Origin of the sequence: Mucilaginibacter panaciglaebae (assembly GCF_039539265.1) — a bacterium.
Lineage (GTDB): Bacteria > Bacteroidota > Bacteroidia > Sphingobacteriales > Sphingobacteriaceae > Mucilaginibacter > Mucilaginibacter panaciglaebae.
The window spans coordinates 41,814-68,010 of sequence record NZ_BAABCV010000001.1 but is presented as its reverse complement, the minus strand read 5'-3'; the positions used below and the strand labels follow the sequence as shown (position 1 = coordinate 68,010).

The following is a 26,197-nucleotide window of genomic DNA, read 5'->3' as shown; positions in this document are numbered from 1 at the left end:
GAATCACTTATGATAACGGTTCAACAAGCCGAAAAACTTATACTGGAAAACACCCGCGATTACGGCAATGAGATCGTGCTGTTTGATGAAGCCCTGGGTAGGGTATTGGCCGAAGAAATAAGAGCTGATCGCGATTTGCCGCCGTTTAATAGAGTAACTATGGATGGCATCGCTGTAAAATATGAAGGCATTGCTCAAAATATAAAGACCTTTAAAATTAAAGCTACCCAGGCTGCGGGCGACGAACCTGTTCATGTCAACGCAAATGACGAGTGTATAGAGATCATGACCGGTGCTGCTTTGCCCGAATCAGTTGATACGGTGATTCGTTATGAAGATATAAAGATCGATGATGGCAAGGCCATTGTCTTGACCGACATTGTACAAGGGCAAAACTTGCATTTAAAAGGCTCAGATAAACAAAAAGGCGAAATTATCCTGACACCTGGCCGGCGGATCAACCCGGCGGTAATTAGTTTAATAGCATCGGTTGGGGAAACAGAGCTACGCGTAAAGCGCATCCCGCGAGTGGTAATTCTTTCTTCGGGCGACGAATTGGTAGATGTTTCGGACACGCCGTCTCCTTATCAGATCAGGCGGTCAAATAGTTATATGCTGCAGGCTATGCTGGCCCAGTACGGTATTAAAGGGGCAATACGACATATTCCTGATGATGAAGCGATCATCAAACAACAAATGGGTTTATGTTTACAGCATTATGATGTGATTTTGATTAGCGGGGGCATTTCAATGGGTAAGTTCGATTATATTCCGCAGGCTTTACGAGATCTGCAGGTAGAGCAAGTATTTCATAAAGTGCAGCAACGGCCAGGTAAACCTTTTTGGTTTGGTAAACATCACAACGCTGTGGTATTTGCTTTTCCGGGTAATCCGGTGGCCTCATTTATGTGTATGCAACGCTATTTTGTACCATGGTTAAATGCATCACTCAGAGTACAACCCAAAGAACCGGTTTATGCAGTTTTGGCCGATGATGTTAAATTTCAGCCGGCCTTAGAATACTATTTGCAGGTAAAATTACATTATAGTGTAGAAGGACAATTGTTGGCAACGCCGGTTGTTGGTAACGGTTCGGGCGATTTTGCTAACTTAGCAGAAACAGAGGCGTTTATAGAGTTACCTTCGGATAAAAACGAGTTTAAAAAGGGAAAAGCTTATAAAATATGGTCGTTTAATAGCAACCCATGATGATGAATAAAACCGACGAAACCACAGGTCAAACCTTTTCGCATCTGGATAGGGCGGGCAAAGCCACAATGGTTGATGTCTCCCAAAAAGCAGAAACCAGACGCACAGCTACCGCGCGCAGTATAGTCTATTTGCCTGGCGAAGTTATGGCTCAGTTGGCAGATGGCGATCTGCAAACTAAAAAAGGTTCGGTGTTTCAGACTGCCGTCATTGCGGGAATCATGGCCGCCAAAAAAACCGGCGATCTGATTCCGCTTTGTCATCCGCTGGGGCTGGACAATTGCCAAATAGATATCTGCGTTAATGGTGGTAATGAGATAGTGATAAATTGCACGACGACTATTACTGCCAAAACGGGCGTTGAAATGGAAGCGCTGGTAGGAGTTAGTATAGCTGCATTAACTATTTATGACATGTGCAAGGCGTTGAGCCATGACATCATTGTAAAAGAAACAAAGCTTATCGAGAAAACAGGAGGTAAACGTGATTTCAAAAGAGCATAAAAAGCATGCGAAACTAGCGCGCCCGGCTATCGGGCATTTTAACCGTAACGAATGGGCGATATTAGGTGCCCCCTGCATCAATATTAAACTGTTAGCTGCTGATATCATTGCTGCGCTGTCATTACAATACAAATGTGCCTACGCTGATAGTGCGCATACCGACGAGATAATATTACCGCCCGGCCGCCTGGCCAATGGCGCCATGCTGGAGTATACAGATCAGATCAATAATCATCAATTTAATTTTGGTTTAGGGTTAAAGCCCATGACTTTCAGGCAGCAGTTTGCCGATGCTGATCTTGTATTAGTTAACGGCAATCATCAACCCGCAAAATCGCAGGTGGTCATTGTTTATGAAAATAAAATGGCGTCGCTGCGCAAGCGGCTGTCGCAGCTGACGAATGTCGAATTGATTTTATTGGCCGATACTGAAATTGACATTTTCGATTTTATAAAAGAAGCTGTTCCTAATTGGCAGCAAATACCTGTTTACCGGTTGGAGGAAAGCGACAAGATCATCGGGTTTTTCAAAAGCAAAATGCAGCAGGCTAAACCGGTGTTGAATGGTTTGGTATTAGCAGGCGGCCAAAGCCTGCGTATGGGCACTGATAAAGGCAAGCTGAATTGGCATGGCAAAGAACAGCGTTATTATATAGCAGATGCGCTTAAGCAATACTGCGACGATGTTTTTATATCGTGCCGCGCTGATCAACGTCAGGATATATTGCCCGAATACAATACGCTGCCAGACACCTTCAGTGACCTTGGCCCTTTTGGAGCTATCCTCTCAGCATTTCGCGAAAAGCCCGATAGTGCCTGGTTTGTTGTCGCCTGTGATATGCCCTTGTTGGATGCTGACACCTTTAACTATCTGATAGAAAATAGAAATACCTCATCATTAGCCACCGCTTATGAAAGCGGCGCGGATAAACTCCCCGAACCATTGATTACTATTTGGGAACCGAAAAGTTATCCGGTATTGCTGTCATTTTTGGCGCAGGGGTATTCATGCCCCCGTAAGGTTTTAATCAATAGCGATACCAACTTACTGCAACCGCTAAACGCAGACGCGCTGACCAATGTTAATACGGCTGAAGATTTTGAAAGGATAAAGCATCACCTTATTCATAAAACCGCACCTAGCCAAGCATGAATACCGATTGGTTAAGATATAGTTGCCAGGTGGCTTTGCCGGGTTTCGGTGATGTAGCTCAGCAGCGTTTACTACGGGCCAAAGTTTTGATAATAGGCGCTGGGGGATTAGGTTGTCCGGCGGCGCTGTACCTGGCTGCCGCGGGTGTGGGTACTTTGGGGATTGCTGATTTTGATGTGGTATCGGTAAGTAATCTGCATCGGCAGGTATTATTTAACCCCGGCGATGTGGGTAAAAAAAAGGCTGTAATAATCTGCGAAAAGCTGCAGCAGCAAAACCCGCAGATTAATCTGATAACACACGATCTGCAGGTAATGTCAGACAATGTGCTTGAACTGGTGCAGCCTTATGATATTGTAGTGGATTGCACCGATAATTTTGATGCCCGCTACCTCGTCAACGATGCTTGCGTAATAGCTGGCAAGCCGTTGGTTTATGGAGCGATATACCAGTTTGAAGGCCACGCTGCCGTTTGGAATATAACGAATACTGATGACACTAAATCGCCTAACTATCGCGATCTGTTTCCTGCGGTTGACGCTACACAGATACCCAATTGTGCCGATGGGGGCGTGATTCCAACGCTGGCCGGAATTATCGGTTGTATACAAGCCAACGAGGTAATTAAATACATTACCCAAACCGGCGAACTTCTGGCAGGAAAGGTAATGATCTTTGATGCGTTGGCGATGCAGAGCAGGCTTATTAAAATTAGTAAAACTACCAATACGAATATTCAATCATTAACTCAATCCATAGAAATTCCTATTTTAACAATCGCTGAAGTAAAACAGGGGCTTGCTGATAATGCCTTAGAATTGGTTGACATCCGCACAGACCGGGAACGTGATGAAATAAATATAGGCGGTACACACTTTGAAGCCGATGAAGTGGACGAAAATATGGATTATTTGACGGGCCCCGGTGTTAAGGTTTTATATTGTTCATCAGGTAAAAGGAGCGGAGAGGTTGTAAAATATATTAAACAAAAATCCCCTCAAGCCAAAGTATACTCTTTAGCAGGCGGCTTAAAAGCCTGGTTTGAACAGGTTGACTCTTAACTAAGGGTGTGCCGCCACCCAAACCTCGCCATCTTCAAAAATCTCTTTTTTCCAGATAGGTACAGTTTGTTTCAGTGTATCAATAATATAACGGCAAGCCTCAAAAGCTGCATCGCGGTGAGCCGCAGACACAGCAATGATTACCGGGATCTCGCCAATCTGTAAAACACCTGTACGATGATAGATCAGGAGCTTCTGAACCGGCCATTTTGCTAACGCTTTTTGTGCGATTTTATTAAGCTCGCTGACGGCCATCTTTTCGTAAGCCTCAAATTCCAACCTAAGCACGGCCTTGCCTTTAGTTGCCTTACGCACCGTGCCAATAAACACGTCTACGCCGCCGCAATCCGGCGACATTACCCGGTCAATGCATTGCTGCACGTCTAAAGCCTTAGCTGATATTTGAATATCTACAGTCATGCTTAGCCACCGCTTACCGGCGGTATAATCGCTATTTCGTCGCGCTCGTGAATGGTGTCGGCATCCAAAGCATATTCGTTATTTACTGCTACCATATATGCAGCCAGTTTTTTAAGTTTAGGATATTGCTGCTCCAGCAGATATTTAAGGTTAGATATAGTTGCATCGTTAGCTAGTTCGACATCTAAAGCCGATCTTCCAAAAATATCCTTAGCAATGCCAAACGCCAGTATGTTAACTTTCATAAAAATGCTTGTACAAATATGCAAGAAAAGATTGCTGTATGGAAACAATCAAAATTTGAAGTTGTTAAAATAACATTGTCAGGTATTAACAGGTAACAAAACTATAATATAAAACCCCTATGAATTTGTACATCCCCAAAATTATGATAACGCAACAACCCGGTACCGATAAACCTGGTTTCGAAAATGCTGATGGAGAGCTTCCATTGATGATTGAAAATGATTTCAGTGAAACGCCGGAGATGGATGACCAGGCCAGCGATCAGACAGCAACAAAGAGCTATTAACAATACCACGCATTTGTAAAAGGAGTGTATTGTGACAGAAGTATTGTTAACTGATTAGCGATTTAACTAAATAATGTAAATTTTATTAGCTGATTATCAAATAGATATGAAATACACCAATTAAGTATACTAAATATATAGATTTAATAGTATATTTGAATTGTATTTGAAAAACTTAATAATGAAAAGTATTGAAAATTCGATTATTATACAGATTCTTTCAGACAGGCAAACCAGGGGATTCCGAATGCGTTGTTGCAGCTGAATATCATCCACCCTACAACTACCAAAATATAATTGTTAATTTTTAAATCAATACAGCATGTTATCAACTATAAATAAATACCCGTTTTTCGACCTGTCAGAGGTAATACTTGAAAATGAATTCAATCCTAAAACATATCAAAGGTTAAAACCTGTTAAAACCGGTAACCTGATACCCGATATCAATCTGGTTACCGATTTTCAACGCTGGAAAAATTTCTATAATGGTGCACCGGCTAACGGGCCCATTTCATTAAAACATTTATATGGCAAGCCGCTTACTATAGCTTTTTATTCAACACACTGGGGCAATAGAGGCATTGAGCTATTAAAACGCTTAAGTGCTATTCAGAATGAAATTAAAGCAAATGGCGGCAACTTGTTGGTATTAACCGATGATACTAACGACGAGCAATTAGCCCGTATAACCTGGGAGCATAGCCTGTCGCTTAATTTTTATCATGATATTGCCAATAAGATTGCCGGTAAGTTCAGGATTTACTCAGAAAAACATCCAACCTGGAATACTTACTCGGGTATTGATGCAAATATCCCATTGTTGGCCATATATGTGATTGATACCGACAGGCATATTGCCTATCATTATATCGATCACGATCTGGAAAGCAATTTTTGGCCAGACGACATAATTGCGGCAGTTTACGAATCGTCGTTAGCTGGTGTCCGCAAAAAATCGGCATAAATAAAGAAGATTATTTGGTTTGGTTTACAGTCGAAAAGAAAGCCGCTTTATCATTGATAAGCGGCTCTTTTCATTTTAGTATGTTCTGTAATGGCGTACGCCGTTTTTGTAATAGTAATGGCGACGAACCACATGCGTGCGATGTTTAACGATTACCGCTTTGCGATGGGGCAGTACCGGTGGTGGTGGCGGGTTATGCAGGCGTAAATGTATTTTTGGTAGCGGCGGATGTGCCGGATGGGGTGGCGGAGGTGGCAATTTGATCTGTGCCTGTGCCATCGTGAACATAGCTGCTATAAATACCGCTATTAATAATGCTTTGACAGTTTTCATGGTTGTTGTGTATGTTTAATTTAGCTGTATAATGTTATAACTACAAATTATTCAAAGGGTTTTTAAAAACTGAGTAGCCAAAATAAACGTTTTTAATTTAATTGGTTAGTAGTCAAATTCAATTTATGCGATATCTGTTCTTTATGCTGTTATCATTCAGCTTTTTTAATGCCTCTGCGCAATATCCCGGTAAGCAAACTAAGGGCGATATGATGATTGATGGTAATAAAAGATCTTTTTTAACTTATATCCCAACGGGTGCCAATCGCGAAATTCCCTTGATTATTTCTTTGCATGGCGGCTTTGCCAGTCCGAAAGGGATGTTTCATCTGGCCGATTTCAGACCCATAGCCGAGCGCGAAAAGTTTGCGGTAGTGTGCCCGGCATCTAAGCATTTCTGGCATGAGGGAGCCAATCTGCGCGGCATAGACGATGTCAAGTTCATTGACCACTTGATCAGTTATATGATCAAAATTTATGACATTAATCCGGATAGGATATATGTTACCGGTATTTCAAACGGGGGCTTTATGACTACGCGATTAGCCTGCCAGCTACACAGCCGCATAGCGGCAATCGCTGTTGTCGCGGCCACGCTGGACGCAGGCGAAGGGTACGACCTGGAAAAACCTATGCCAGTTGTCTATATGCATGGCACAAAAGACCCGATTGTTTCCGTTGATGGAGGGAAGTTATTCGGCCGCAGCGTTTTTTCGCATAAAGCAATTATAGACAAGTGGATAGCTATGGATAAGTGCAGTAAAGAACCACGTGTAAGTAATATTCCGGATAAAGCCGGTGATGGTACCAGCGTTCTGAAAGAAGAATATTTAAACGCTAAGTCCGGTTTTAAAGTCATTAGTTATACTATAAAAAACGGCGGGCACACGTGGCCGGGCGGCTGGCAGTATTTTCCGAAGTTTATCATCGGCAAAACCACGCATAATTTGAATGCCTGTGAGGAGATATGGAATTTCTTTAAGCAGTATAAGTTAAAAAGTTAAATTAATCCTATCATCGCTTACGTTCAAGATGACATCATGGATGAATAAAATTTTGTTTCTTTGCCCTGTATGAGCATCACTCTTAGCACCGATAATCTGAAAACTACCCAGGAGCAAAAGCTACGGCAATTGTTAGTCCACCTAAGTCAGAACTCTCCATTTTATCGCGAGTTGTTTGCTCAGCATCAAATTGATGTACACACTATTAAAACGTTAGATGATCTGCGCCGTATCCCCACCACGCACAAGGAAGATTTGCAGAGACGTACTAACGACTTTTTATGTGTGCCGAAGGATCAGATCATTGAATATGCCTCAACCTCAGGCACCTTGGGCAGCCCGGTTACTATCGGACTTACGGAGGACGACCTGAACCGCCTGACATTGAACGAGTATAATTCCTTTGTCTGTGCCGATGGCAATCGTGAAGATATTTACCAGCTGATGCTGACACTTGACCGCCAGTTTATGGCGGGGATTGCTTATTATTCCGGTTTACGTAAAATGGGAGCGGGGATCATCCGCCTGGGACCTGGCGTCCCCTCGCTGCAATTAGAGACCATACAGCGATTAAAACCAACGGCGATAGTAGCGGTGCCGTCCTTTATTTTAAAGTTGATACAAGCCGCTAAAGACCATGATATTGATCTTAATCAAACATCAGTAAAAAAAGCCGTCTGCATTGGCGAGAATATCCGTAATACTGATTTCTCCCTGAATATACTTGGCAAAAAAATAGCCGATGCCTGGAATATTAAATTATATTCAACTTATGCTTCGACAGAAATGCAGACGGCGTTTACCGAATGCAGCGAGGGGCAGGGCGGCCATTTACAAGCCGATTTGGTAATAGCCGAGATTCTGGATGAAGACAACAAGCCTGTACCTGCAAATACACCCGGCGAATTAACGATCACTACACTTGGTGTTGAAGGTATGCCGCTGCTGCGCTATAAAACCGGCGATATGTGCATGTACTTTGATGAACCGTGTGCCTGCGGAAGAAATACGCCGCGTTTGTCGCCTATCATCGGCCGCAAAAAGCAGATGATCAAGTTTAAGGGTACTACGCTATATCCGCCAGCCATGTTCGATCTGTTGAACGAAATGGAAGAAGTATTGGATTATGTTGTCGAAGTGTACTCCAACGAAATAGGTATGGACGAAGTATTGTTGCACCTGCTGCCCTTAGATGACAGCAAAGCCTGCGATAATCGCATCCGTGCTTATTTGCAAGCCAGATTAAGGGTTAGTCCGCGTGTTACTTATGTTAGTGCGGAGCAAATCCAGAAAATGCAGTTTCCGGAGAATGTTCGGAAAGCGGTTAAGTTTATTGATAAACGGGTTTAATGACAGTTGCTCAGGGGAGATAATCTCTGATAAGATTTCGCTAAATGTTAGGCAATCTCCTGTTATTGCGCACATAAGATTTCTCCTCACTGTCGAACGACAAAAAGAATTATATTTGTCACCCGTCAGCAGCAAACTATTAAGCTGTATTTGGGTTTAAGAGATTTGATTATTAATATTCGCCTATGATTACTGTTGGACAAGATGTCCTTTCTTTAGCCGACTTTAACGATATTGTGTTTAACCAGAAGCCGGTTGTTATATTACCCTCAGCTTTAACAAAAATTGAGACCAACTTTAAGTTCCTGCAAAATTTTTCGTCTAATAAATTAATATACGGCATTAACACCGGTTTCGGCCCTATGGCCCAATACAAGGTGAGCGAAGAGAACTTGCTGCAATTGCAATATAACCTCATCCGCAGCCATAGCTCAGGCAGCGGCAATCTGTTAACACCTATACAGGCAAAAGCTTTAATGATAGCCCGTCTGAATAGTTTGATCCAGGGTTTCTCGGGTGTGCATACCGATATAGTTGTCCTGCTTGCCGAACTTATCAATCAAGATATAACGCCTTGTATATTTGATCACGGCGGCGTTGGTGCCAGCGGTGATTTAGTGCAATTGGCTCATTTAGGTTTGGTGTTGATAGGCGAGGGTGAGGTAATTTACGAAGGAAGTATTCAGCCAACTGCCGATCTTTTCAAAAAGCTAAATATAAAACCGCTCGCCATACACATACGGGAAGGATTAGCCACTATCAACGGTACTTCGGCCATGACGGGTATCGGCATGGTTAACATCATACAGGCACATAAACTGCTTGATTGGTCGGCTATGTTTTCTGCTATGACCAACGAGATTGTACAGGCTTATGACGACCATTACTCGCACGAGCTGAACATCGTCAAACATCACAAGGGTCAGAATAAAATAGCCGGCATGCTGCGCGAGATCTTATCGGGCAGCAAAATGATCCGCAGCCGTAAAGATCATTTGTATCATCCGGATAATATTGATCAGGAAGTATTTGAAGATAAAGTGCAGGAATACTATTCATTGCGCTGCGTAACCCAGGTATTAGGCCCGATACTAGACACGATCAATCAGGCAGAAGAAGTACTGGTCAATGAACTGAACTCGGTTAACGATAACCCGGTTATTGACCACGTAAACCAAAATGTATTCCACGGCGGCAATTTCCACGGCGATTATGTATCGCTGGAAATGGATAAGTTAAAGATCGCAATAACCAAACTGTCAATGCTTTCTGAGCGCCAGCTAAACTATTTGTTGAATGATAGGCTGAACCTGAAATTCCCGCCGTTTGTAAACCTGGGCGTATTAGGCTTTAACTTTGGTATGCAAGGTGTGCAGTTTACGGCGACTTCTACAGTGGCCGAAAATCAGACACTCTCATTCCCGATGTATGTGCATAGCATCCCTAACAATAACGATAATCAGGATATTGTGAGCATGGGCTGCAACGCCGCTTTAATGACGTCAAGAGTAATTGATAATGCATTCAGTGTGTTATCTATCCAATTGATGACTATACTACAAGCCATAGATTATCTGAATTGCCAGGATAAACTCGCTCCGAAAACGCTGGCTTTGTATAATAAGGTTAGAGAGATATTCCCTAAGTTTGTTGAAGATGCACCGAGATATAAGGAAATGGAGAAGGTGAAACGATTTTTAGCGGGGAGCCCCTCCTAAATTCTCCCCGGCAGGGAGGACTTTAATTTTATATTTAAATTGAAAAATAATAACATAGATCAAAAGGTCTCCCCAACCGGGGGAGATTTAGAGGGGGCTGGGACTACTAAATGCGCACTCATCACCGGCGGATCAAGAGGGATAGGCAGAGCTATTTGCCAAAAGATGGCTGCCATGGGCTATTATGTGCTCATTAACTATAAAAGTAATACTGAAGAAGCCAGCAAAACCCTTGAATTGGTTAAGCAAGCCGGCAGCAACGGCGAACTGTTGCAGTTTGACATTGCTGATAAGGAACAAATTAAACAATCTCTTGAACGCTGGATTAAAGCTAACGAGGATAGAAGCATCGAGGTGCTCGTAAACAACGCCGGTGTGCGCGACGATAGTTTGATGGTTTGGTTAAAAGACGAGCAGTGGGATAACGTAATAAATACCAGCCTGAACAGTTTTTTTTATATAACCCGTTTGGTGCTTGAGGGTATGATGATGAACCGTTACGGCCGTATTATTAACGTGGTGTCTTTATCGGGTTTAAAAGGACTGCCGGGACAAACCAATTATTCGGCTGCCAAAGCCGGTGTAATAGGGGCAACCAAAGCATTAGCTCAGGAAGTGGGCCGCAGCGGTATTACGGTTAATGCAGTTGCTCCCGGTTTTATTAAAACCGATATGACCGAAGGTTTGGACGAGAAAGAGTTAAAAAGAAATATACCTGTTAATCGCTTTGGTTTACCTGAAGAGGTGGCACATGCCGTCGGTTTTTTGGCATCCGGAGAAGCTGCGTATATTACAGGTGAAGTTTTATCGATAAATGGTGGTTTATATTCATGACCGAAGCAGAAGGCATATTATCATTAATTCCCCAAAAGCCGCCATTCGTTATGGTGGACGAACTGCTTTTCTCTGATGACAATGTTACACGCACTAGTTTCACCGTTACTGCTGATAATGTTTTTGTGATCGATGGAGAATTCAGCGAAGCCGGCCTGATGGAAAACATGGCACAAACTGCTGCAGCGGGCTCGGGTAATATGGCGCGCATAGAGAACCGCCCGGTGGCCAATGGTTACATAGGCCAGGTAAAAAACTTTGAGATATATAGCTTGCCTAAAGCGGGGGATGTACTGTTCACCGAGGTAAGGATAGAAGTGCAGGTATTTGATGCGGGTATCGTATCAGGTAAAATATGGTGTGATGAAGTGGAGGTAGCTCAATGCGAAATGAAAATATTTATCAATCAATAATGCCCGGGGTTTATATTGTTGCCGATAACATATACTCGCCCATAGGCACTACTACTGCTCAAAACTTTGAGCGCATTAAGCAAGGTATTTCAGGTATCCAAAGGCATCAGGATGAAGCTATTTCTGATACAGATTTCTATGCTTCGTTATTTAACTATAAAGAAAATACATATTTTAAAACACTGTTAAACAGTAAGTTTGAAAGTTTACTTATAGCATCTGTTGAGGTAGCTCTAAAAGATTTGGATATTGATGTCACCGGCGATAAAACTATCCTTATCATATCATCAACCAAAGGAAACATCAGCCTGCTGGAAACAAATCCTGAGGATGCTGACTTGCCTGACAAGATTGCCTTGCATACCTCTGCAAAGATCGTCGCCAGCCATTTTGGTTTTGTAAATCAACCCCTTATTGTCTCTAATGCCTGCATATCCGGCATTATGGGAATCCTGACCGGGATGCGCTTATTGCAGTCGGGCAGATATGAGACGGCAGTCGTTGTGGGGGCCGACGAGATCAGTAAATTTGTGTTATCGGGATTTCAGTCATTCCAGGCTGTTAGTAACGAGCCCTGTAAACCATTTGACCAAAACCGAACAGGCATTACTTTAGGAGAAGGGGCAGCAACAATGATCTTGTCTGTGAACCCCAAATACGCTGATAGGGTAAAAGTTTTAGGCGGAGCGGTATCAAACGACGCCAATCATATTTCGGCGCCTTCACGGACCGGAAAAGAGCTTTCTGAGGCAATAGTGCGCACATTAGATACAGCCGGATTACAAACAGAAGATATAGATCTTGTGTCTGCGCACGGAACTGCTACAGGCTATAACGACGAAATGGAAGCCAAGGCTATCGCATTAGCAGGGCTTGATACCGTTCCGGCCAACAGCCTGAAAGGTTACTACGGACATACATTAGGCGCGGCCGGATTGATCGAGTCGATTATTTCTATCCAATCCATAGAACAAAATGTGATATTGCCAACTTTAGGTTTTAAAACAATGGGGGTAAGCAGCCCTATAAATATCTGCACCCAGCTTACGCCTAAAAGAATGAAGACCTGTTTGAAAACGGCATCAGGTTTTGGTGGGTGTAACGCGGCGGTTTTATTCAGTAAATAGATTGCTGATTAACTGACATGCTGACATATAAAGAAATATAAATAATTTATAATCAAATATTTAAGTACTTGTATCTAAACAATTACATAACATCAAATATTACTATAGTAAAGCATGTGGTTTATCACAATGAACGCCCGGTGTTTGAGAATCGGGATGCTGATTTATCCGCATTTTTGCTGTCGGCTTACCAGTATCTTCAGGTTTCCTACCCCAGGTTTTATAAGATGGATAACCTAAGCAAACTGGGTTGGCTGACCGTTGAAGTTTTGCTAAAGGATTCCGGCATTAAACGATATAAACCCGAAGAAATTGGCCTTGTATTGAGTAACGCTAACGCCAGTCTGGACACCGACCGAAAGTATATGCAAAGTGTGACCGATATTCCCAGTCCTGCATTGTTTGTTTATACCTTGCCAAACATTATGATCGGTGAGATCTGTATCCGCAATAATTTTAAAGGAGAAGACGCATTTTTTATATTTGAAAAGTTTGATGCAGCGTTTATTGAGCAATATGTAAATGAACTGCTAAATAACGATGTTTTACAAACATGTATTTGCGGGTGGGTAGATGTACTGAAGGAGGATTATAAGGCAGTATTGTTTTTAGTGGAGAAGGCGGAAAAGGCTAAAGCAATTCCTTTTTCAAGTAAGAACCTGCAAACCATATTTGATAACCTGATAATTGATAATATATAAAATGAGTTCAGTGGTGTATGTTGCAGGAGTAGGTGTGATTACCGCCATTGGTAATAACGTTGCTGAACATCTTTCTGCTTTTGAAAAGCGCAGCGCCGGCATGGGTGACATAACCTTGCTGAATACAAGGCACAAAGGTGAGTTACCTGTAGCGGAGGTTAAACTGGATAACGAAGAGTTGGCAAACCTCGCAGGCCTGCCTACAAGGCTAAGCCGCACCAAAATGCTGAGTTTGGTTGCCGCCCGGGAAGCAATGAATGATGCCGCTATTCCAAATAGCGGAGAGCTGCGCACCGGCTTTGTATCGGCTAATACCGTTGGTGGTATGGATAAGAGCGAGGATTTTTTTATCGACTTTATGGCAGATAATAACAAAGGCAAACTACGTGATGTATTCGATCACGAATGCGGCAGCATTACCGAGATAGTTGCCGATGAGTTAGGCGTAACCGATTACATGACCACCATTAGCACTGCCTGCTCGTCATCTGCTAACGCGATATTTTATGGTGCAAGGTTGATTAAAAACGGTTTACTGGACGTTGTTATTGCCGGCGGTGCCGATGCCTTAGCTAAATTTACGCTGAATGGCTTTAATACGCTGATGATCCTGGATAAAGAATATTGTCGCCCGTTTGATGATACCCGCGAGGGCTTAAATTTAGGAGAAGGAGCAGGATATGTAGTATTGGTGTCTGACAAAGTTGCCAGAACTTTAAATAAGCCGCTCTACTGCACGCTAAGCGGTTATAATAATAGTAACGATGCTTACCACCAAACGGCGTCTTCACCGGAGGGTACAGGCTCTTATATGGCCATGCAGGGGGCATTGAATAAAGCTGGCTTACAACCGGCTGATATTAGCTACATCAATCTGCATGGAACGGGTACACCAAATAATGACAGCGCAGAAGGGACAGCGATTAAAAGATTATTCGAACCAAACTATCCGCCCATGAGCTCCACCAAATCGTTTACCGGGCATACGCTTGGGGCCAGTGGTGGAGTTGAAGCAGTATTTTCTGTATTGTCTGTTAAGCATGGATTGATCTATCCAAATCTGCGTTTTAAGACCCGGATGCAGGAACTGCCCTTTAAACCTGAGACGGAATATCTGAAAGATCAACCGATCAAAAACGTGTTATCCAACTCGTTTGGTTTTGGTGGTAATTGTACGTCATTGATATTTTCGGCTGTTTAATTTATGAAGATCTATATCCGCTCGGCAGCCGCTATAACCGCTCAGAAAACTTTTGGTGATGTTCCGTTTCTGGCGGAGTTAACCGAATATAATGATACCCGTTTAACGGCTATTGAACCCGATTATAAAGACTATGTCGACGTAAAACTGGCACGCCGCATGAGCCGCATAGTTAAAATGGGTGTGGCTGCGGCCTTACAATGCCTGCGCGAGGGCCGAACCGAAATGCCCGGGGCCGTAATAACCGGTACCGCCTTAGGTTGCCAGGAAGATACAGCATCATTTTTAACCCGGATAGTTGAGTTGGAAGAAGAAATGCTGCCGCCTACGGCGTTTATTCAATCAACCCATAATACGGTAGCTGCTCAAATAGCTTTATCGTTGAAATGCCACAACTATAACAACACTTTTGTTCATAAGGGCATCTCATTTGAAAGCGCGTTGCTGGATGCCGTTATGCTTTTGAAAGAAGGCGATGCCAACAATATCCTGATAGGCGGCACCGAGGAAATGACCGATATCGGTTTCAAAATATTAACCCGTTTGGGGCTGTACAAACGCTGGCCATTATCAAACGCCGATCTGTATAAAACCAAATCAAACGGAACAATAGGCGGCGAAGGTTCCATTTTCTTTTTGCTGAATGATAAACTCTCGGCAGATAATCTGGCTGAACTGGTTGCAATAAAAACTTTCTATAAACCCCAAACACCGGCAGATGTCGAATTGAATATCAGGAACTTTTTGTCAGATAACTCAACTAATGCTGCAGATATTGATCTGCTGATCACCGGCAAAAATGGCGATACCAAAAATGATTTGGTTTATCAAAATGTAATTCCTGCGTTATTTTCGGATAATTCTCTGGCACACTATAAGCATTTGAGTGGAGAATATCCGGTGTCCGTATCATTCGCTTTGTGGCTGGCGGCAAACATCATCAAACGGGATGAGGTGCCTGCCTTAGTTGCCGATGGCAAGATCAGAAATTCCTCGCCTAAAAAAATATTGATCTATAATCATTATCAAAACAGCTATCATTCCCTGATGCTGTTATCCGCTTGTTAATTATGTTCAAAGAATCGTTATTTAAAATATCATCAATTACACACGACGAAGGACAGATCAACGCAGATCTGCAGATAGATCAGCGAAATGAGATATTTGCAGGGCATTTCCCCGATCAGCCTGTGGTGCCTGGTGCCTGCATGTTGCAAATTGTCAAGGAAACATTGGCCGATGCGCTTAAAGTTAACTTAGCTTTGGTTCGTGCCGATAATATTAAGTTCCTTTCGCTGGTTGAGCCATCTATAGGTAAGCTTCAATTAACCATCATTTATCAGCAGGCCGACAGCGATTTGAAAATTAATGCAAACCTATCATCCGGCGAGACGGTTTGTATGAAAATGCAGGGTGTTTTTGGGGTGAGGTAATGCTACGAAGCGATAAGTGGTCAAGAATGTCTGATCCAAAATAAGACTTAAAAGTAAGGAAAAGTGATCCAAAGTGATCCACTTTTGAAATGTATATTTTGCAACGATCTTATTTTCAGTAAGTTAACTTTTTAAGATGATCTAATCGATCCAAACTGATTCACATTCACGGTGGATCAGTACAAGCCCGTTGATATAATCCTAAGTCGTTCTCTTACTTGGTTCTGTGCTGCTCAATATAATCAGCCATAGTATTGATATCAACCAAAACTTTACGGCCTTCTTTCGGGTCGCGTATATCTATGCCGTATTCTTTTTTTAGCAGGACGATTAGTTCAAGTGAGTCTATTGAGTCCAAACCCAATCCATCGCCAAATAAAGGTTCTTCGTCCTTAATGTCGGCAGGGGTGAGGTCGGTCAGGTTTAAAAATTGTATGATTTGAGTTTTTAGCTGTTCCTTCAATGCTTGTTTTTCCATGGGGTAATTATATCAAATTTTTTCGTTTCAAGCCTAAATAAGTTACTATTTGGATAACCACTGTTATAATAAATAGAGAGCCGATATTGTTCAATATGTCTATTAACCTTCCATTTTCCAGAAATAAGGTGTAATACGCTTCTAAGCACCAGTGCATAGGTGAGATATTGGTCAGCGTTTTAGCTAAACCCTGCATGGCAAAACTTGGTACCATGAGCCCGCCAATGCAAGCCAGGATCACAATAGATATCGCACCAAACCCATTCGATTGCTCCTGTGTGTTGGCAAAGACTCCTACGCATATAGAATAACTTACTGCACACCAACCGCACACCACGGTCACCAGGAATAAGGCAAACAGGTCTGAAGGTAAATTAAGCGGCGGCAAACCGATAACCGGAAATAGCCAAATGCCTATTGAAAATATAACTGCGGCTTGAATCAAAGTTACCACCAAATAAGTGATCTGCTTGGACAACAAGCCTACCAGATAGTTAGTTGGCAAGGTTTTTAAACGGATAAAGCTGCCACTTACTTTTTCGCGCACTACGCTTCCACCTAACGACATGATTACGAAGAACATCGCAAAAATAGTCCAGGCAGGTACATTATGTTGCGAGGCGTTAGGGGTAATGCGGGTGCCGTCTTTTGAGGTCGGCAGCATATTAATAGTGGTATTGCTGTTGAGCATCTCGTTCTCCAAACCCTTAGGCAGCTCTTTTTCGTTCGAGTCGTAATATAGCGTGCGCAGGGTTTGGCGGGTTTGCACGATCTGCAGCGCGCTTTGTATAGCTCCCTGGATCGAAAATCTAAGCGATTCCTGCAAAACTGGGTTATAGTACAAGGTCAACGCATCCAGGGTGAGGAGGGGTTTAGTCACGGTAACTGCCGTATCTGCCTGGCCGCTAAATGCCGCCATCGCTCTGTCTGATGCGTTTTTAGCTTTGGTATTAATGCTTTTCGAAAAATCGGAAGGGATCACTACGCCGAGCATCGCGTCCTTATCCTGCATGTCGTTGGCGATCGTCGAAGCTTTGTCTTTCCCGGTCTGCATCACTGCAAACATTCCTATTTTATCTACAGATTCAATAAACTGTTTTGCTGCCTTACCGGTATCGGTATTGCAAATCACAATAGGCAATTTGTTTTTGTTAACTAACTGAAAAGTACTGTTCTGTATACTGGTAACCACCACCACTAAAATAATCGGCATCACAAACATCAAAGAGATACCCACCTTGTCGCGCAAGAGGATACGGATGTCTTTTTTTATGGATATCCAGAGCTTAAACATTAGTCGCGGTAGGCTTTGCCGGTTAAGTTAATAAATAGATCTTCAAGGCTGTGGTGATCGTGTGTTTTCAATACTTCGTTTATGTGACCCTGGGTGATGATATTGCCTTCATCAATCATAGCAATGTACTCGCACAGGTCTTCAGCTTCATTAAGCTGATGCGAGGTGTAAATAAGCGTTGTGCCGCTTTTATTCAGTTCATGTAAATAGCCGATGATAGCTGCGCGGGTGTGAACATCAACCCCAACCGTCGGTTCATCCAAAAATAAAACCTGCGGATTATGAATAACCCCAATAGCCAGATTAACCCGTCGCTTCATCCCACCTGAAAACTTTTCGACAGGCTTATTGCGTACATCCTCCAAACCCAAAATATGCAGCAGTTCGTTAGTGCGATCAGTTATTTGTTGCTGATTAAGCCCTGCCCAGGCACCAAAAAACTCCAGGTTTTGGGTGGGAGATAGCTCCTGATAAAATGAGAAGTCCTGGGGTACAAAGCCGAATAGCTTATTAACTTCTTTATTTTGTTTACCGGTTTCTTGCCCTAATAATTTGATGTTGCCTTCGTTTGGACAAAGCACACCCGTCATCAGGTTCATTAAGGTAGTTTTACCGGCGCCATTAGGGCCGAATAGTCCAAAACGCGTACCCTCAGCCACCTCCAAATTCAAGTTGGCAAAAGACGCCTTTTCGTTATCGGGATAACGAAAACCCATGTGTTCGATATTGATCGCCAGGGGCCTACCTAATGCCATTTTATTTTTTTTAAAGCTACGAAGGCTTTTCGTTCAATTTCTGCAATCTCCAACAAATAATCGCCCATCTTATTAAAATCTTCCCGGGTACCCAGTCGGCCTTTATAAATACCGGCTGCCTGTATCGCGCTTTCGCGCCAGAGATCGCCGGAGGCGGTGAATTGGGTAGATATCTCCAGCAATTCATCATTTGGTATATAAGCGTGTGCTTCTTGCAAAAATGCTCCGTAAATATACCTGAAACCACCCCCGCCTGTACCTATCTCTTCCTGCATACGCACTAACTGAGCCAGATATGACCCCGCTTCTTTCCGCCCTAATTTATCGCGCCATTGTTTGATCTTTTTGCCCGTGTATTTAATACCGTTTACCCCGGCAATCGGACCCATTAACGGCGATATCATATTAAACACATTCTTTTTGATGCCGCTTTTAATGGCCTGTCTGATTTGCTCGTCGGTGACCGGCTTGCTTTCCTTTGGATAATACAGTTGTCCGTTGGGGGCAAGGGCGCCTTTGGCAAACCGCACACGTTCCAGTTCATAAGCAGACATGACGTTTGTACCTTCCATTACAGGGTCGCTCACCATATAGTTGCCATCTTCGGTGCCAAAAACAATCAGGTTATGCGCATTGAAATGAAAACGATATTCGCGCGGAAAATAGGGTAGATAATAAACGCCTACCTGGCAACCCACCGGGTGGCCTTCGGTCAGGCAATCATTCAAAAATCTTTCGGCCGCTTCTTTAGATCTGAACTTTTTGCGGACGACAGGAATACCCAGCGCCTTGCAAGTTCGCTTAAAGATCAGCCCCGGCATGGTACGAAAGGCAATAACCGGCCCGTTATTTATTTTGAGGAGGGGGATATATACAAAGAATAAACCCGCGCCAATGCCAAAGGCCAAAGGCTCGGTAATTTGCTGAACTCCACTATTTTTTAGCAGACCGACAGTCACCCCGTTTTCGCAGTGTGCGGCCTGTATGTGGTTAAAGTCAAGCTTCATTAATAGTCATGTTTTTTAAATCGGCAATGCTGACATTAAATACGTCGGCATACTTTTGCAATTTTCGGTCAGAAAGGCCATAAAACACATCTGGTTTAAGATGCCTTTTTACCTGCCATTGCCAAAAGCCGGTATAGCCTGCCAGTATCTCAACGTCCATCAGGGCTTTTTCCATGAAGAACAGAATAGGGCTGGCCTGTTTATTTAATACTTTTTGTTTGGCTGTCGCTATGCGTTCTTCGACACCCTGCCAGGCCATATCCAGGGCGGTTGATTTTACGTCCCAACCCTTGCTGAGTTGCGTGGTGTATTTACCGCGCCCATCGATAGCGTAACAGACTTCTTTGGTTACCTTGCCCAAAGCGCCCAAGTCTTGCGGAACCTCTTCTTTTTTCATTGTTACCCTTGTTTGTCATTGCGGGGAGGAACGACGAAGCAATCGCGAATTATGTCTCCTTGCGATTGCCACGCTGCGCTCGCAATGACAGTTGTCTATTAACACACCGTTATCATCGCATACATATAAGAGAAGCGCGAACTTTCAGGTACAAGACACAATATCTTTTCACCTTTTTTCAGTCGGCCGCTATGAAACAGTTCATCGATCATTAAATAAATAGAAGCCGCACCCACGTTGCCTACGGTATACAGGTTAATAAACCATTTTTCGTAAGGAATACCGCCGCCGTAAATTTCAACGAGGTCATAGATCTTGCTGCGGAAGAAATTACTTGAAATATGCGGCAGGAAATGGTCAATGTCTTTAGCAGTCAGCCCTTTTTTGTCAAATATCTCTTTTATCTTTTTGCCGCCCAGTGGTACAATGTTGTCGCTTAATATATTGATATCCTGCTTAACGCTGAAGATTGATTTTGTCATGATCTCTTCAGGGGTGTAATCCATGAAACCTTTCAGGGTGCCATCCGGCAGTTTATCGCCACCCATGTACATGCAGGTTTCCATCTCGTTAGCGTAAGATACACCTTCTATCCAATCAATACGCAGGCTCAAGCCTTCCTTATTAGGTTCATCGCTTAATTGGAAAGCAGAGGCGCCGTCGGATAACATCCAGCGTAAAAACTCTTTTTGGAAAGAAATAAACGGGTTAGCATTCAATTCAATCAATTTATGAGCTTCTTCTTCAAAAACATCAGACACCAGTAAGCCCGAAAAACGTTCAGAACCGGTAGCAATGGCCGATTTGACCTCGCCGGCTTTGATAGCCAGGTAAGCAAATTTCAAAGAATGCATACCTGCGCAGCAAACGCCTGATGGTGATACTACTTCAACAGGGCCCATTTCAGGCAGCCAACCGTGGGTCATCACCCCGTGTGACGGCATCATTTGATCGGGCGATGAAGTGCCGCATGATAACAACTCTACTTTGGTTATTTTTTCAGGATCGTTTTTAAATAATTCTCTAACCGCTTCAGCAGTCATTTGCGCATTGGTATGCGTTGGCTTACCACCTTTGGTTAGCGCGTAGTAACGGTTAGTGATACCATTATTGCGCAGTACGATGCTTTTTGATTTAGACGGTTTACCGTTGATGTAACCAAGGTACTCTTCCATTTCGTCGTTTGGAACAGGTTGGTTGGGCAAAAATTTAGAAGTATTAGTAATATAAACGGACATACCGGTTAATTTAAATTTAAATAATATTGTTTCTTCGCCTTGATACGCTTAGGCGAGGTAAATCTGAATAAAATAGCATCCAAGGTAATCAATATAGGGGCGCCTACAAAAAAAGCAATCAGCAGGTAATACTTATACGCTCTTATCCAGGGTAATCTGTTTTTCCGTTTGGAAATAAACTTAGCCCAGGCTCTGAATATTTTGCTTGCCGTACTTTCAATAACCATCAGGTTGTAATTTAATACTACTGCTTTGTTGGCGTCGAGCTCGGTTTGCAAGCCGTCCCAATTGTTTTCTCTTAAATGAGGTATAACGCTTTTGCCAAAAACTTTGGTATGCTTTATGTCAGCATCAGAAACACCGGGGGGCGGGAAAATGTTTAAATAACTGTCTTTTTTTCCGTGCAGCATCCAGTGGAAGATGGTGACAAAACTTACGGGATTAGGATGCGTATCTACTAACGCTATGTTTCCCACCATTTTAGCTTCGGTAGCGCGTAGTAACTTTTTTACTCTTACAAAAGCACTTAGCCACATATTGCGTGCCCCGGTAACAGTGATGACAGGTGTAGCTTTCAATACAGATTTCATCTGCTCTGTCTGCATCAGTGAATTAAACGGAATACTTGGAGACAGGAACCAGGCCTGATAACCCAGGATTATCAGATCGTATTTCTTTTCTTTAAGTTCGAAAGGCTGCAACTGCGCCGGAACGTCCAATTGGCAATCGGGCATTACACTGAAAAAAGTATCAGCTGTCCACGGGAAAGCAGGCTCATTGACTAAACGCACACGTACTTTTTCTACGTCGATACCTGCATCGACCAGGGGTTGCGTAAAATTATCAATGATCTCGCCTAACTGGCCCGACTGCGAATAATATATAGCTAACACCCTTTTACTCATACGCTTTGACTAGTTAAGATCGTTTGCGCTAAGTACCTTCGATTTTTTGGTATAGTCAATTATAGCATGTTGTACAACAGGCAACAGGTTTTTAAAACCTTTGATGATAATCTTTTTATCGGCTTCAATATCCTTATTATACTTAACTATTTTGGGCGCATGCTCCTGAATTGCCAGGCGAAGAAAATGGAATTCTACATTATCGGCATCAGTCGCTATGGCCGGGTCAAATTTTTTGCGGCCCGCTTTAAACGATTTAAGGCGTTGTGCCGGTAGCTTTTGTAATCCGGCTTTACGCATCAATAGTGCGCCGGCGTAGCCATCTTTTTCTGGCGATGACGAGGTTGTTACTACATCAATCTCTTTTTCAACTTCATCTAAATTACCACGGTCCATTACCTCATAAAAAACAGCTTTATCCAGTTTTTGCTGGGGGCTTTTACTCAGAACAACTACGCCCGGCAATAACAGCAGCAAGGCAAATATTATTCTTGTTTTCATATTTAGTTATCAGATATCAGTTGTCACAAATATAGCCAATAATACTGCTTTGCCTAATTAAGTATACGCTATTAGCTATTAAATTCGAAGAATTGCGTTACTTTTAGACTTTAATATTTAAGAATTAAGTGCATCCTGATAACAAACAATTTTCTGACAACTGGGCCCTGGTTTTAGGGGGATCAAGTGGATTTGGATTAGCAGCGGTTGAGAAATTGGCGGCTCACGGAATGAACATCGCGGTACTGTATCGTGAAACTGCGGCTGCCGAAAGGACTTTGAAACAAAGATTCGCGGAGCTTGAACAAATAAATAAGGTAGCCATTACCGCCCACAATATCAATGCGCTTGACGGCGCCGCACGCACTGCTTTTGTTGACCAATTTGCCGATGGCAAAAAAGGTAAAGTTAAACTATTACTTCACTCCATAGCCCGGGGTAATTTAAAGCCATTAATAAATGAAGGTGATAAAGAAGCTTTAACGCAGCAGGATATCCAGTTAACCACCTATGCCATGGCTACCAGCATGCTTGACTGGGCAAAGGATGTTCTGGCGGCGGGTTTATTTCATACCGATGGCCGTATTATTGGTTTAACAAGCGAGGGCTCTGATAAATATTGGGAAGGTTATGCCGCAGTATCTATAGCCAAAGCATCATTAGAAAGTTTGACAACCTACATGGCTGTCGAGCTGGCTAAATATGGCTTGAAAACCAATTTAATACTGGCAGGAATTACAGCGACGCCGTCGCTAAAACGTATACCTGACAGCGATCGTTTAATAGCGCATGCCACCTCCAGAAATCCGTCTGGAAGAATTACAAAACCAGAAGACGTTGCAAACGTTATATACCTGCTTTGTACAGATGAAGCAGCATGGATAAACGGTACGGTAATAAGAGTTGACGGGGGAGAGAATTGCAGGTGAGCAGCCCCACCCAAACCCTCCCCGGTTGGGAGGGCTTTTGAAGGAGTTATTTAATTATAAATGATTATAAAAAGTATTCCCTTCCGGGGGAGTTCCGATAGCTATCGGATTAGAGGGGGCTGATGGCCAGTATGAACGACATATTAAACTATTTACCTTACAAATCATCTTTCCTGTTTGTCGATAATATTACCGCATTAGATGAGAATGGCGTTACGGGCGATTATACCTTAAAACCGGAGGCTTTTTTTTATGAAGACCATTTTCCGGGCAATCCGGTTACACCAGGCGTAATTATTACCGAGATTATGGCGCAGATTGGTTTAGTGGTATTGGGGATATATTTAATGTTGGATGGAAAATCACACGAAGGTGCGGTAATGAATGAAGGGGCCTTCCCGTTACTCACCTCGACCAATGTCGAGTTTTTTAAAATGGTATTGCCTGGCGAGAAGGTGACAGTAAATTCAAAAAAACAATATTTTCGTTTTGGTAAGTTAAAATGTTTGATAGAGATTCATAACGCGGGGGGCGACTTGGTGGCAAAAGGTATATTTTCGGGCATTATAAAAAATGCTATTAGATAATTAATTTAAATAATGGGTAACCGCGTTGTAATTACAGGCTTGGGCGTTGTTGCGTCAAATGGACTAAATATCGGCGATTTTTTACATGCTATACAAAATGGCATATCGGGCATACGCTTTATGCCGGAGTACGAGGAACTAAAATTCAATTGCCAGGTTAGTGGTACACCCGAGTTTGAATGGGATCAGCTACGTAATTATATAACCGAAACAAGCTTATATGGCCTTAAGGGAAAAGGTATAGCGTATGGTATTAAAGCTGCATTGGATGCCTGGACGGATGCCGGGAACGAAATTATAAGCGACGATACACTTTGGGAGACCGGCTGCATATTTGGTAGCAGTGTTGCCGATACTGACGTTATAAAAAATGCGATAAATAAGGTAGATGCCCACGAATCAAAAAAATTAGGCTCACGCGTGGTTGAGCAGATCATGAATAGCGGGGTTACGGCTTACATATCCGGACGTTTGGGTTTGGGTAACAAGATCATTAACAACTCGGCTGCCTGCGCTACAGGTACTCAATCTATCTTACTTGGCTATGAATATATCAAATTCGGTATGGCTAAGCGCATGGTGGTAGGCAGTTGTGAGTATGTAGATAAGTATGTTTTTGGAGGATTTGATTCTATGCGTGTATTATCGCGCAAGTTCAATGATCAGCCTGAACGTGCATCACGCCCTATGAGTGCAACTGCCGGGGGCTTTGTTCCGGGCTCGGGCGCGGGTGCTTTGGTTTTAGAAGATCTGGACTTTGCGCTGGCCCGTGGCGCAAAAATTTATGGTGAATTAAAGGGTGGCTCAACCAACTCTGGCGGGCAGAAAAACGGCGGCAGTATGACGGCACCAGGCCCTGAAGGTGTAATACGTTGCATCCGCGAGGCTATTGCTGATGCTAACATTGATCCGAATGATATAGACCTGGTGAGCGGTCATTTAACAGCCACCATAGCCGATAAGCTCGAAATTCAGAACTGGGTGAAGGCTTTAGGTCGGGACGGCGATCATTTTCCGATGGTTAATTCGCTGAAGTCCATGATAGGGCATTCGCTGAGTGCCGCCGGGTCAATAGAAACAGTTGCTGCGGTTTTGCAATTAAAACATAACTTTGTGCACCCTAATTTAAATTTAGAAGATCCAATTCCGGAAATTTTAGATATAATTGGGGAAAGGAATTTGCCTACGACAAGAGTAGACAAGGAGATTAACACTATTGCGAAAGCTAATTTTGGTTTTGGCGACGTCAATAGCTGTCTGGTGATCTCAAAATATAAAAATGACTGATGGATAGAAAAGAAATTTTAGTTGAATTGAAAAAAGTACTGACCCCTTACACGGAAAATAAAGAAATGCTGGAAGGGATCAATGAGCAAACCGACCTGATAAAAGATTTGAAGATCAACTCGGCCAACCTGGTTGATATTATTATAGATGCCGAAGCACAATACAATATTGAGATAGATTTTGACGCAGCCGAAAAAATGTACAACGTTGGCAATTGTATTGATGTAATTTCTGAAAAGATCAATAAGCCTGCGTGATCAGCGCGGGTAATGATATTGTAGTATTACAAGCTGTAGATGCACAGCGCACCCAAAGCCCCGCATTTTACTCTAAATTTATTAGCCCCAAAGAGCTTGCGCTTTATAAACCGGACGAACTTTCATTAGTGAATTTTGTCTGGATGCTTTGGTCTGCAAAAGAGTCTGCCTATAAATACCTTAAGCGCAATAATCCTGAATTGATATTTGCGCCGGCTAAAATGACGGTTCAGCAATTGCGCATCTTTACCCCGTTAAAGACTGATACGAATGCTCATAATCAGTACAAGGGCGAATTGCAGACAAATGATATCGCGTTACCATTCTTATCAGTTACAACTGATCAATTCATTGCTACAACTATTGATCAGGGTGATGTCCGCTGGGCGGTTAAGCAGATTGAGACGTCTGATTATGAGAGCCAATCGAAAGCTGTCAGAAGTTTTTTGTTAGACGATTTAAAAATGTCCGGAGTTACAATTGAAAAGCATCCCGCAGGATATCCTGTTTTGTTAAAGGATGGAAAAGATTTAGGTATTGCGGTATCATTTGCGCATCATGATCGTTACATATCGTATTGCTATCAAATTTCTAAATAAAAAT

General features: G+C 42.9%; 32 protein-coding genes. 21 read left to right on the top strand and 11 right to left on the bottom strand.

Annotation, left to right across the window (positions count from 1 at the left end):
• The first annotated feature begins 9 nt into the window (after positions 1-9).
• Genes ABD772_RS00365 through ABD772_RS00350 form a run of 4 tightly spaced genes read left to right on the top strand, consistent with a single transcriptional unit; the run spans position 10 to position 3,926 of the window.
• Positions 10-1,209, top strand: a complete 1,200-nt coding sequence (locus tag ABD772_RS00365; RefSeq protein WP_345100182.1) for a molybdopterin molybdotransferase MoeA — start codon at positions 10-12, stop codon at positions 1,207-1,209.
• Positions 1,206-1,712 carry a cyclic pyranopterin monophosphate synthase MoaC gene (gene moaC / locus ABD772_RS00360; protein ID WP_345100180.1) on the top strand — a complete coding sequence of 169 codons (507 nt, stop codon included), beginning with the start codon at positions 1,206-1,208 and terminating at the stop codon, positions 1,710-1,712. The genes ABD772_RS00365 and moaC overlap by 4 nt, the downstream gene beginning before the upstream one ends.
• On the top strand, positions 1,693-2,865 hold the full coding sequence (locus ABD772_RS00355) for an NTP transferase domain-containing protein (RefSeq protein ID WP_345100178.1): 1,173 nt from the start codon (positions 1,693-1,695) through the stop codon (positions 2,863-2,865). The genes moaC and ABD772_RS00355 overlap by 20 nt, the downstream gene beginning before the upstream one ends.
• A complete protein-coding gene (locus tag ABD772_RS00350) occupies positions 2,862-3,926 on the top strand; it encodes a ThiF family adenylyltransferase (RefSeq protein WP_345100176.1) in 1,065 nt (354 codons plus the stop codon). The genes ABD772_RS00355 and ABD772_RS00350 overlap by 4 nt, the downstream gene beginning before the upstream one ends.
• Here the strand turns inward: ABD772_RS00350 and ABD772_RS00345 are convergent, their stop codons facing one another.
• Together ABD772_RS00345 and ABD772_RS00340 are read right to left on the bottom strand one after the other, a co-directional pair.
• Positions 3,927-4,346 (bottom strand): molybdenum cofactor biosynthesis protein MoaE, encoded by a 420-nt coding sequence (locus tag ABD772_RS00345; RefSeq protein WP_345100174.1) that lies wholly within the window; start codon positions 4,344-4,346, stop codon positions 3,927-3,929.
• Between the two features lie 2 nt (positions 4,347-4,348).
• Positions 4,349-4,591: a MoaD/ThiS family protein gene (locus ABD772_RS00340; RefSeq protein WP_345100172.1), complete on the bottom strand. Its 243-nt coding sequence runs from the start codon at positions 4,589-4,591 to the stop codon at positions 4,349-4,351.
• Between the two features lie 119 nt (positions 4,592-4,710).
• Here ABD772_RS00340 and ABD772_RS00335 point away from each other — a divergent pair, with 119 nt between their 5' ends.
• Both ABD772_RS00335 and ABD772_RS00330 read left to right on the top strand, forming a co-directional pair.
• Complete coding sequence (locus ABD772_RS00335; RefSeq protein ID WP_345100169.1) at positions 4,711-4,878, top strand: hypothetical protein; 168 nt, start codon at positions 4,711-4,713, stop codon at positions 4,876-4,878.
• 322 nt (positions 4,879-5,200) lie between these two features.
• The gene (locus ABD772_RS00330; RefSeq protein ID WP_345100167.1) at positions 5,201-5,845 is read left to right on the top strand and encodes a redoxin domain-containing protein; all 645 of its coding nucleotides are present in this window, start codon (positions 5,201-5,203) and stop codon (positions 5,843-5,845) included.
• 75 nt (positions 5,846-5,920) lie between these two features.
• Here ABD772_RS00330 and ABD772_RS00325 read toward each other — a convergent pair whose 3' ends face one another.
• Positions 5,921-6,178 carry a hypothetical protein gene (locus ABD772_RS00325; protein ID WP_345100166.1) on the bottom strand — a complete coding sequence of 86 codons (258 nt, stop codon included), beginning with the start codon at positions 6,176-6,178 and terminating at the stop codon, positions 5,921-5,923.
• Between the two features lie 125 nt (positions 6,179-6,303).
• On the opposite strand from ABD772_RS00325, the gene ABD772_RS00320 reads away from it, so the two are divergent.
• The 10 genes from ABD772_RS00320 to ABD772_RS00275 all read left to right on the top strand — a co-directional run bounded on the left by ABD772_RS00320 (position 6,304) and on the right by ABD772_RS00275 (position 15,959).
• On the top strand, positions 6,304-7,182 hold the full coding sequence (locus ABD772_RS00320) for a CE1 family esterase (RefSeq protein ID WP_345100165.1): 879 nt from the start codon (positions 6,304-6,306) through the stop codon (positions 7,180-7,182).
• 69 nt (positions 7,183-7,251) lie between these two features.
• A complete protein-coding gene (gene flxY / locus ABD772_RS00315) occupies positions 7,252-8,532 on the top strand; it encodes a flexirubin biosynthesis putative acyl-CoA ligase FlxY (protein WP_345100163.1) in 1,281 nt (426 codons plus the stop codon).
• Positions 8,533-8,717: 185 nt separating this feature from the next.
• A complete protein-coding gene (flxA, locus tag ABD772_RS00310; protein ID WP_345100160.1) occupies positions 8,718-10,250 on the top strand; it encodes a flexirubin biosynthesis tyrosine ammonia-lyase FlxA in 1,533 nt (510 codons plus the stop codon).
• 39 nt (positions 10,251-10,289) lie between these two features.
• A complete protein-coding gene (gene flxB, locus ABD772_RS00305) occupies positions 10,290-11,084 on the top strand; it encodes a flexirubin biosynthesis SDR family reductase FlxB (RefSeq protein WP_345100157.1) in 795 nt (264 codons plus the stop codon).
• Positions 11,081-11,497, top strand: a complete 417-nt coding sequence (locus ABD772_RS00300) for a hotdog family protein (RefSeq protein WP_345100155.1) — start codon at positions 11,081-11,083, stop codon at positions 11,495-11,497. The genes flxB and ABD772_RS00300 overlap by 4 nt, the downstream gene beginning before the upstream one ends.
• A complete protein-coding gene (locus ABD772_RS00295; protein WP_345100153.1) occupies positions 11,497-12,624 on the top strand; it encodes a beta-ketoacyl-[acyl-carrier-protein] synthase family protein in 1,128 nt (375 codons plus the stop codon). Before ABD772_RS00300 ends, ABD772_RS00295 begins: the two co-directional genes overlap by 1 nt.
• A 68-nt stretch (positions 12,625-12,692) precedes the next feature.
• Positions 12,693-13,325 carry a hypothetical protein gene (locus ABD772_RS00290; protein ID WP_345100150.1) on the top strand — a complete coding sequence of 211 codons (633 nt, stop codon included), beginning with the start codon at positions 12,693-12,695 and terminating at the stop codon, positions 13,323-13,325.
• Between the two features lies 1 nt (position 13,326).
• Positions 13,327-14,526, top strand: coding sequence for a beta-ketoacyl-[acyl-carrier-protein] synthase family protein (locus tag ABD772_RS00285; protein ID WP_345100148.1), 1,200 nt, complete (start codon positions 13,327-13,329; stop codon positions 14,524-14,526).
• 3 nt (positions 14,527-14,529) lie between these two features.
• Positions 14,530-15,594 carry a beta-ketoacyl synthase chain length factor gene (locus ABD772_RS00280; RefSeq protein ID WP_345100146.1) on the top strand — a complete coding sequence of 355 codons (1,065 nt, stop codon included), beginning with the start codon at positions 14,530-14,532 and terminating at the stop codon, positions 15,592-15,594.
• Between the two features lie 2 nt (positions 15,595-15,596).
• The gene (locus tag ABD772_RS00275) at positions 15,597-15,959 is read left to right on the top strand and encodes an ApeI family dehydratase (protein WP_345100144.1); all 363 of its coding nucleotides are present in this window, start codon (positions 15,597-15,599) and stop codon (positions 15,957-15,959) included.
• Between the two features lie 214 nt (positions 15,960-16,173).
• Here ABD772_RS00275 and ABD772_RS00270 read toward each other — a convergent pair whose 3' ends face one another.
• The 8 genes from ABD772_RS00270 to ABD772_RS00235 all read right to left on the bottom strand — a co-directional run bounded on the left by ABD772_RS00270 (position 16,174) and on the right by ABD772_RS00235 (position 22,534).
• A complete protein-coding gene (locus tag ABD772_RS00270; protein ID WP_345100142.1) occupies positions 16,174-16,437 on the bottom strand; it encodes a phosphopantetheine-binding protein in 264 nt (87 codons plus the stop codon).
• 7 nt (positions 16,438-16,444) lie between these two features.
• Positions 16,445-17,731: an ABC transporter permease gene (locus tag ABD772_RS00265; RefSeq protein WP_345100140.1), complete on the bottom strand. Its 1,287-nt coding sequence runs from the start codon at positions 17,729-17,731 to the stop codon at positions 16,445-16,447.
• On the bottom strand, positions 17,731-18,486 hold the full coding sequence (locus tag ABD772_RS00260) for an ABC transporter ATP-binding protein (RefSeq protein WP_345100138.1): 756 nt from the start codon (positions 18,484-18,486) through the stop codon (positions 17,731-17,733). The genes ABD772_RS00265 and ABD772_RS00260 overlap by 1 nt, the downstream gene beginning before the upstream one ends.
• Positions 18,477-19,493 (bottom strand): BtrH-related acyltransferase DarH, encoded by a 1,017-nt coding sequence (gene darH, locus ABD772_RS00255; protein WP_345100135.1) that lies wholly within the window; start codon positions 19,491-19,493, stop codon positions 18,477-18,479. Before darH ends, ABD772_RS00260 begins: the two co-directional genes overlap by 10 nt.
• Positions 19,483-19,890: a flexirubin biosynthesis protein DarG gene (gene DarG / locus ABD772_RS00250; RefSeq protein WP_345100133.1), complete on the bottom strand. Its 408-nt coding sequence runs from the start codon at positions 19,888-19,890 to the stop codon at positions 19,483-19,485. The genes darH and DarG overlap by 11 nt, the downstream gene beginning before the upstream one ends.
• Positions 19,891-19,988: 98 nt before the next feature.
• Positions 19,989-21,128 (bottom strand): dialkylresorcinol biosynthesis protein DarB, encoded by a 1,140-nt coding sequence (darB, locus tag ABD772_RS00245; RefSeq protein ID WP_345100131.1) that lies wholly within the window; start codon positions 21,126-21,128, stop codon positions 19,989-19,991.
• Between the two features lie 5 nt (positions 21,129-21,133).
• Positions 21,134-22,033: a hypothetical protein gene (locus tag ABD772_RS00240; protein WP_345100129.1), complete on the bottom strand. Its 900-nt coding sequence runs from the start codon at positions 22,031-22,033 to the stop codon at positions 21,134-21,136.
• Positions 22,034-22,042: 9 nt separating this feature from the next.
• Positions 22,043-22,534: a hypothetical protein gene (locus ABD772_RS00235; RefSeq protein ID WP_345100128.1), complete on the bottom strand. Its 492-nt coding sequence runs from the start codon at positions 22,532-22,534 to the stop codon at positions 22,043-22,045.
• A 128-nt stretch (positions 22,535-22,662) separates the two neighbouring features.
• Here ABD772_RS00235 and ABD772_RS00230 point away from each other — a divergent pair, with 128 nt between their 5' ends.
• The 5 genes from ABD772_RS00230 to ABD772_RS00210 all read left to right on the top strand — a co-directional run bounded on the left by ABD772_RS00230 (position 22,663) and on the right by ABD772_RS00210 (position 26,193).
• Entirely contained in the window at positions 22,663-23,463 is an 801-nt protein-coding gene (locus ABD772_RS00230) for an SDR family oxidoreductase (RefSeq protein ID WP_345100126.1), read from the top strand.
• Positions 23,464-23,594: 131 nt separating this feature from the next.
• The gene (locus ABD772_RS00225) at positions 23,595-24,050 is read left to right on the top strand and encodes a 3-hydroxyacyl-ACP dehydratase FabZ family protein (RefSeq protein ID WP_345100124.1); all 456 of its coding nucleotides are present in this window, start codon (positions 23,595-23,597) and stop codon (positions 24,048-24,050) included.
• A 12-nt stretch (positions 24,051-24,062) separates the two neighbouring features.
• Positions 24,063-25,337, top strand: a complete 1,275-nt coding sequence (locus tag ABD772_RS00220; RefSeq protein WP_345100122.1) for a beta-ketoacyl-[acyl-carrier-protein] synthase family protein — start codon at positions 24,063-24,065, stop codon at positions 25,335-25,337.
• On the top strand, positions 25,337-25,594 hold the full coding sequence (locus ABD772_RS00215) for an acyl carrier protein (protein ID WP_345100120.1): 258 nt from the start codon (positions 25,337-25,339) through the stop codon (positions 25,592-25,594). The genes ABD772_RS00220 and ABD772_RS00215 overlap by 1 nt, the downstream gene beginning before the upstream one ends.
• Positions 25,591-26,193, top strand: coding sequence for a 4'-phosphopantetheinyl transferase family protein (locus ABD772_RS00210; protein WP_345100118.1), 603 nt, complete (start codon positions 25,591-25,593; stop codon positions 26,191-26,193). The genes ABD772_RS00215 and ABD772_RS00210 overlap by 4 nt, the downstream gene beginning before the upstream one ends.
• The last annotated feature ends 4 nt before the right edge of the window (positions 26,194-26,197 follow it).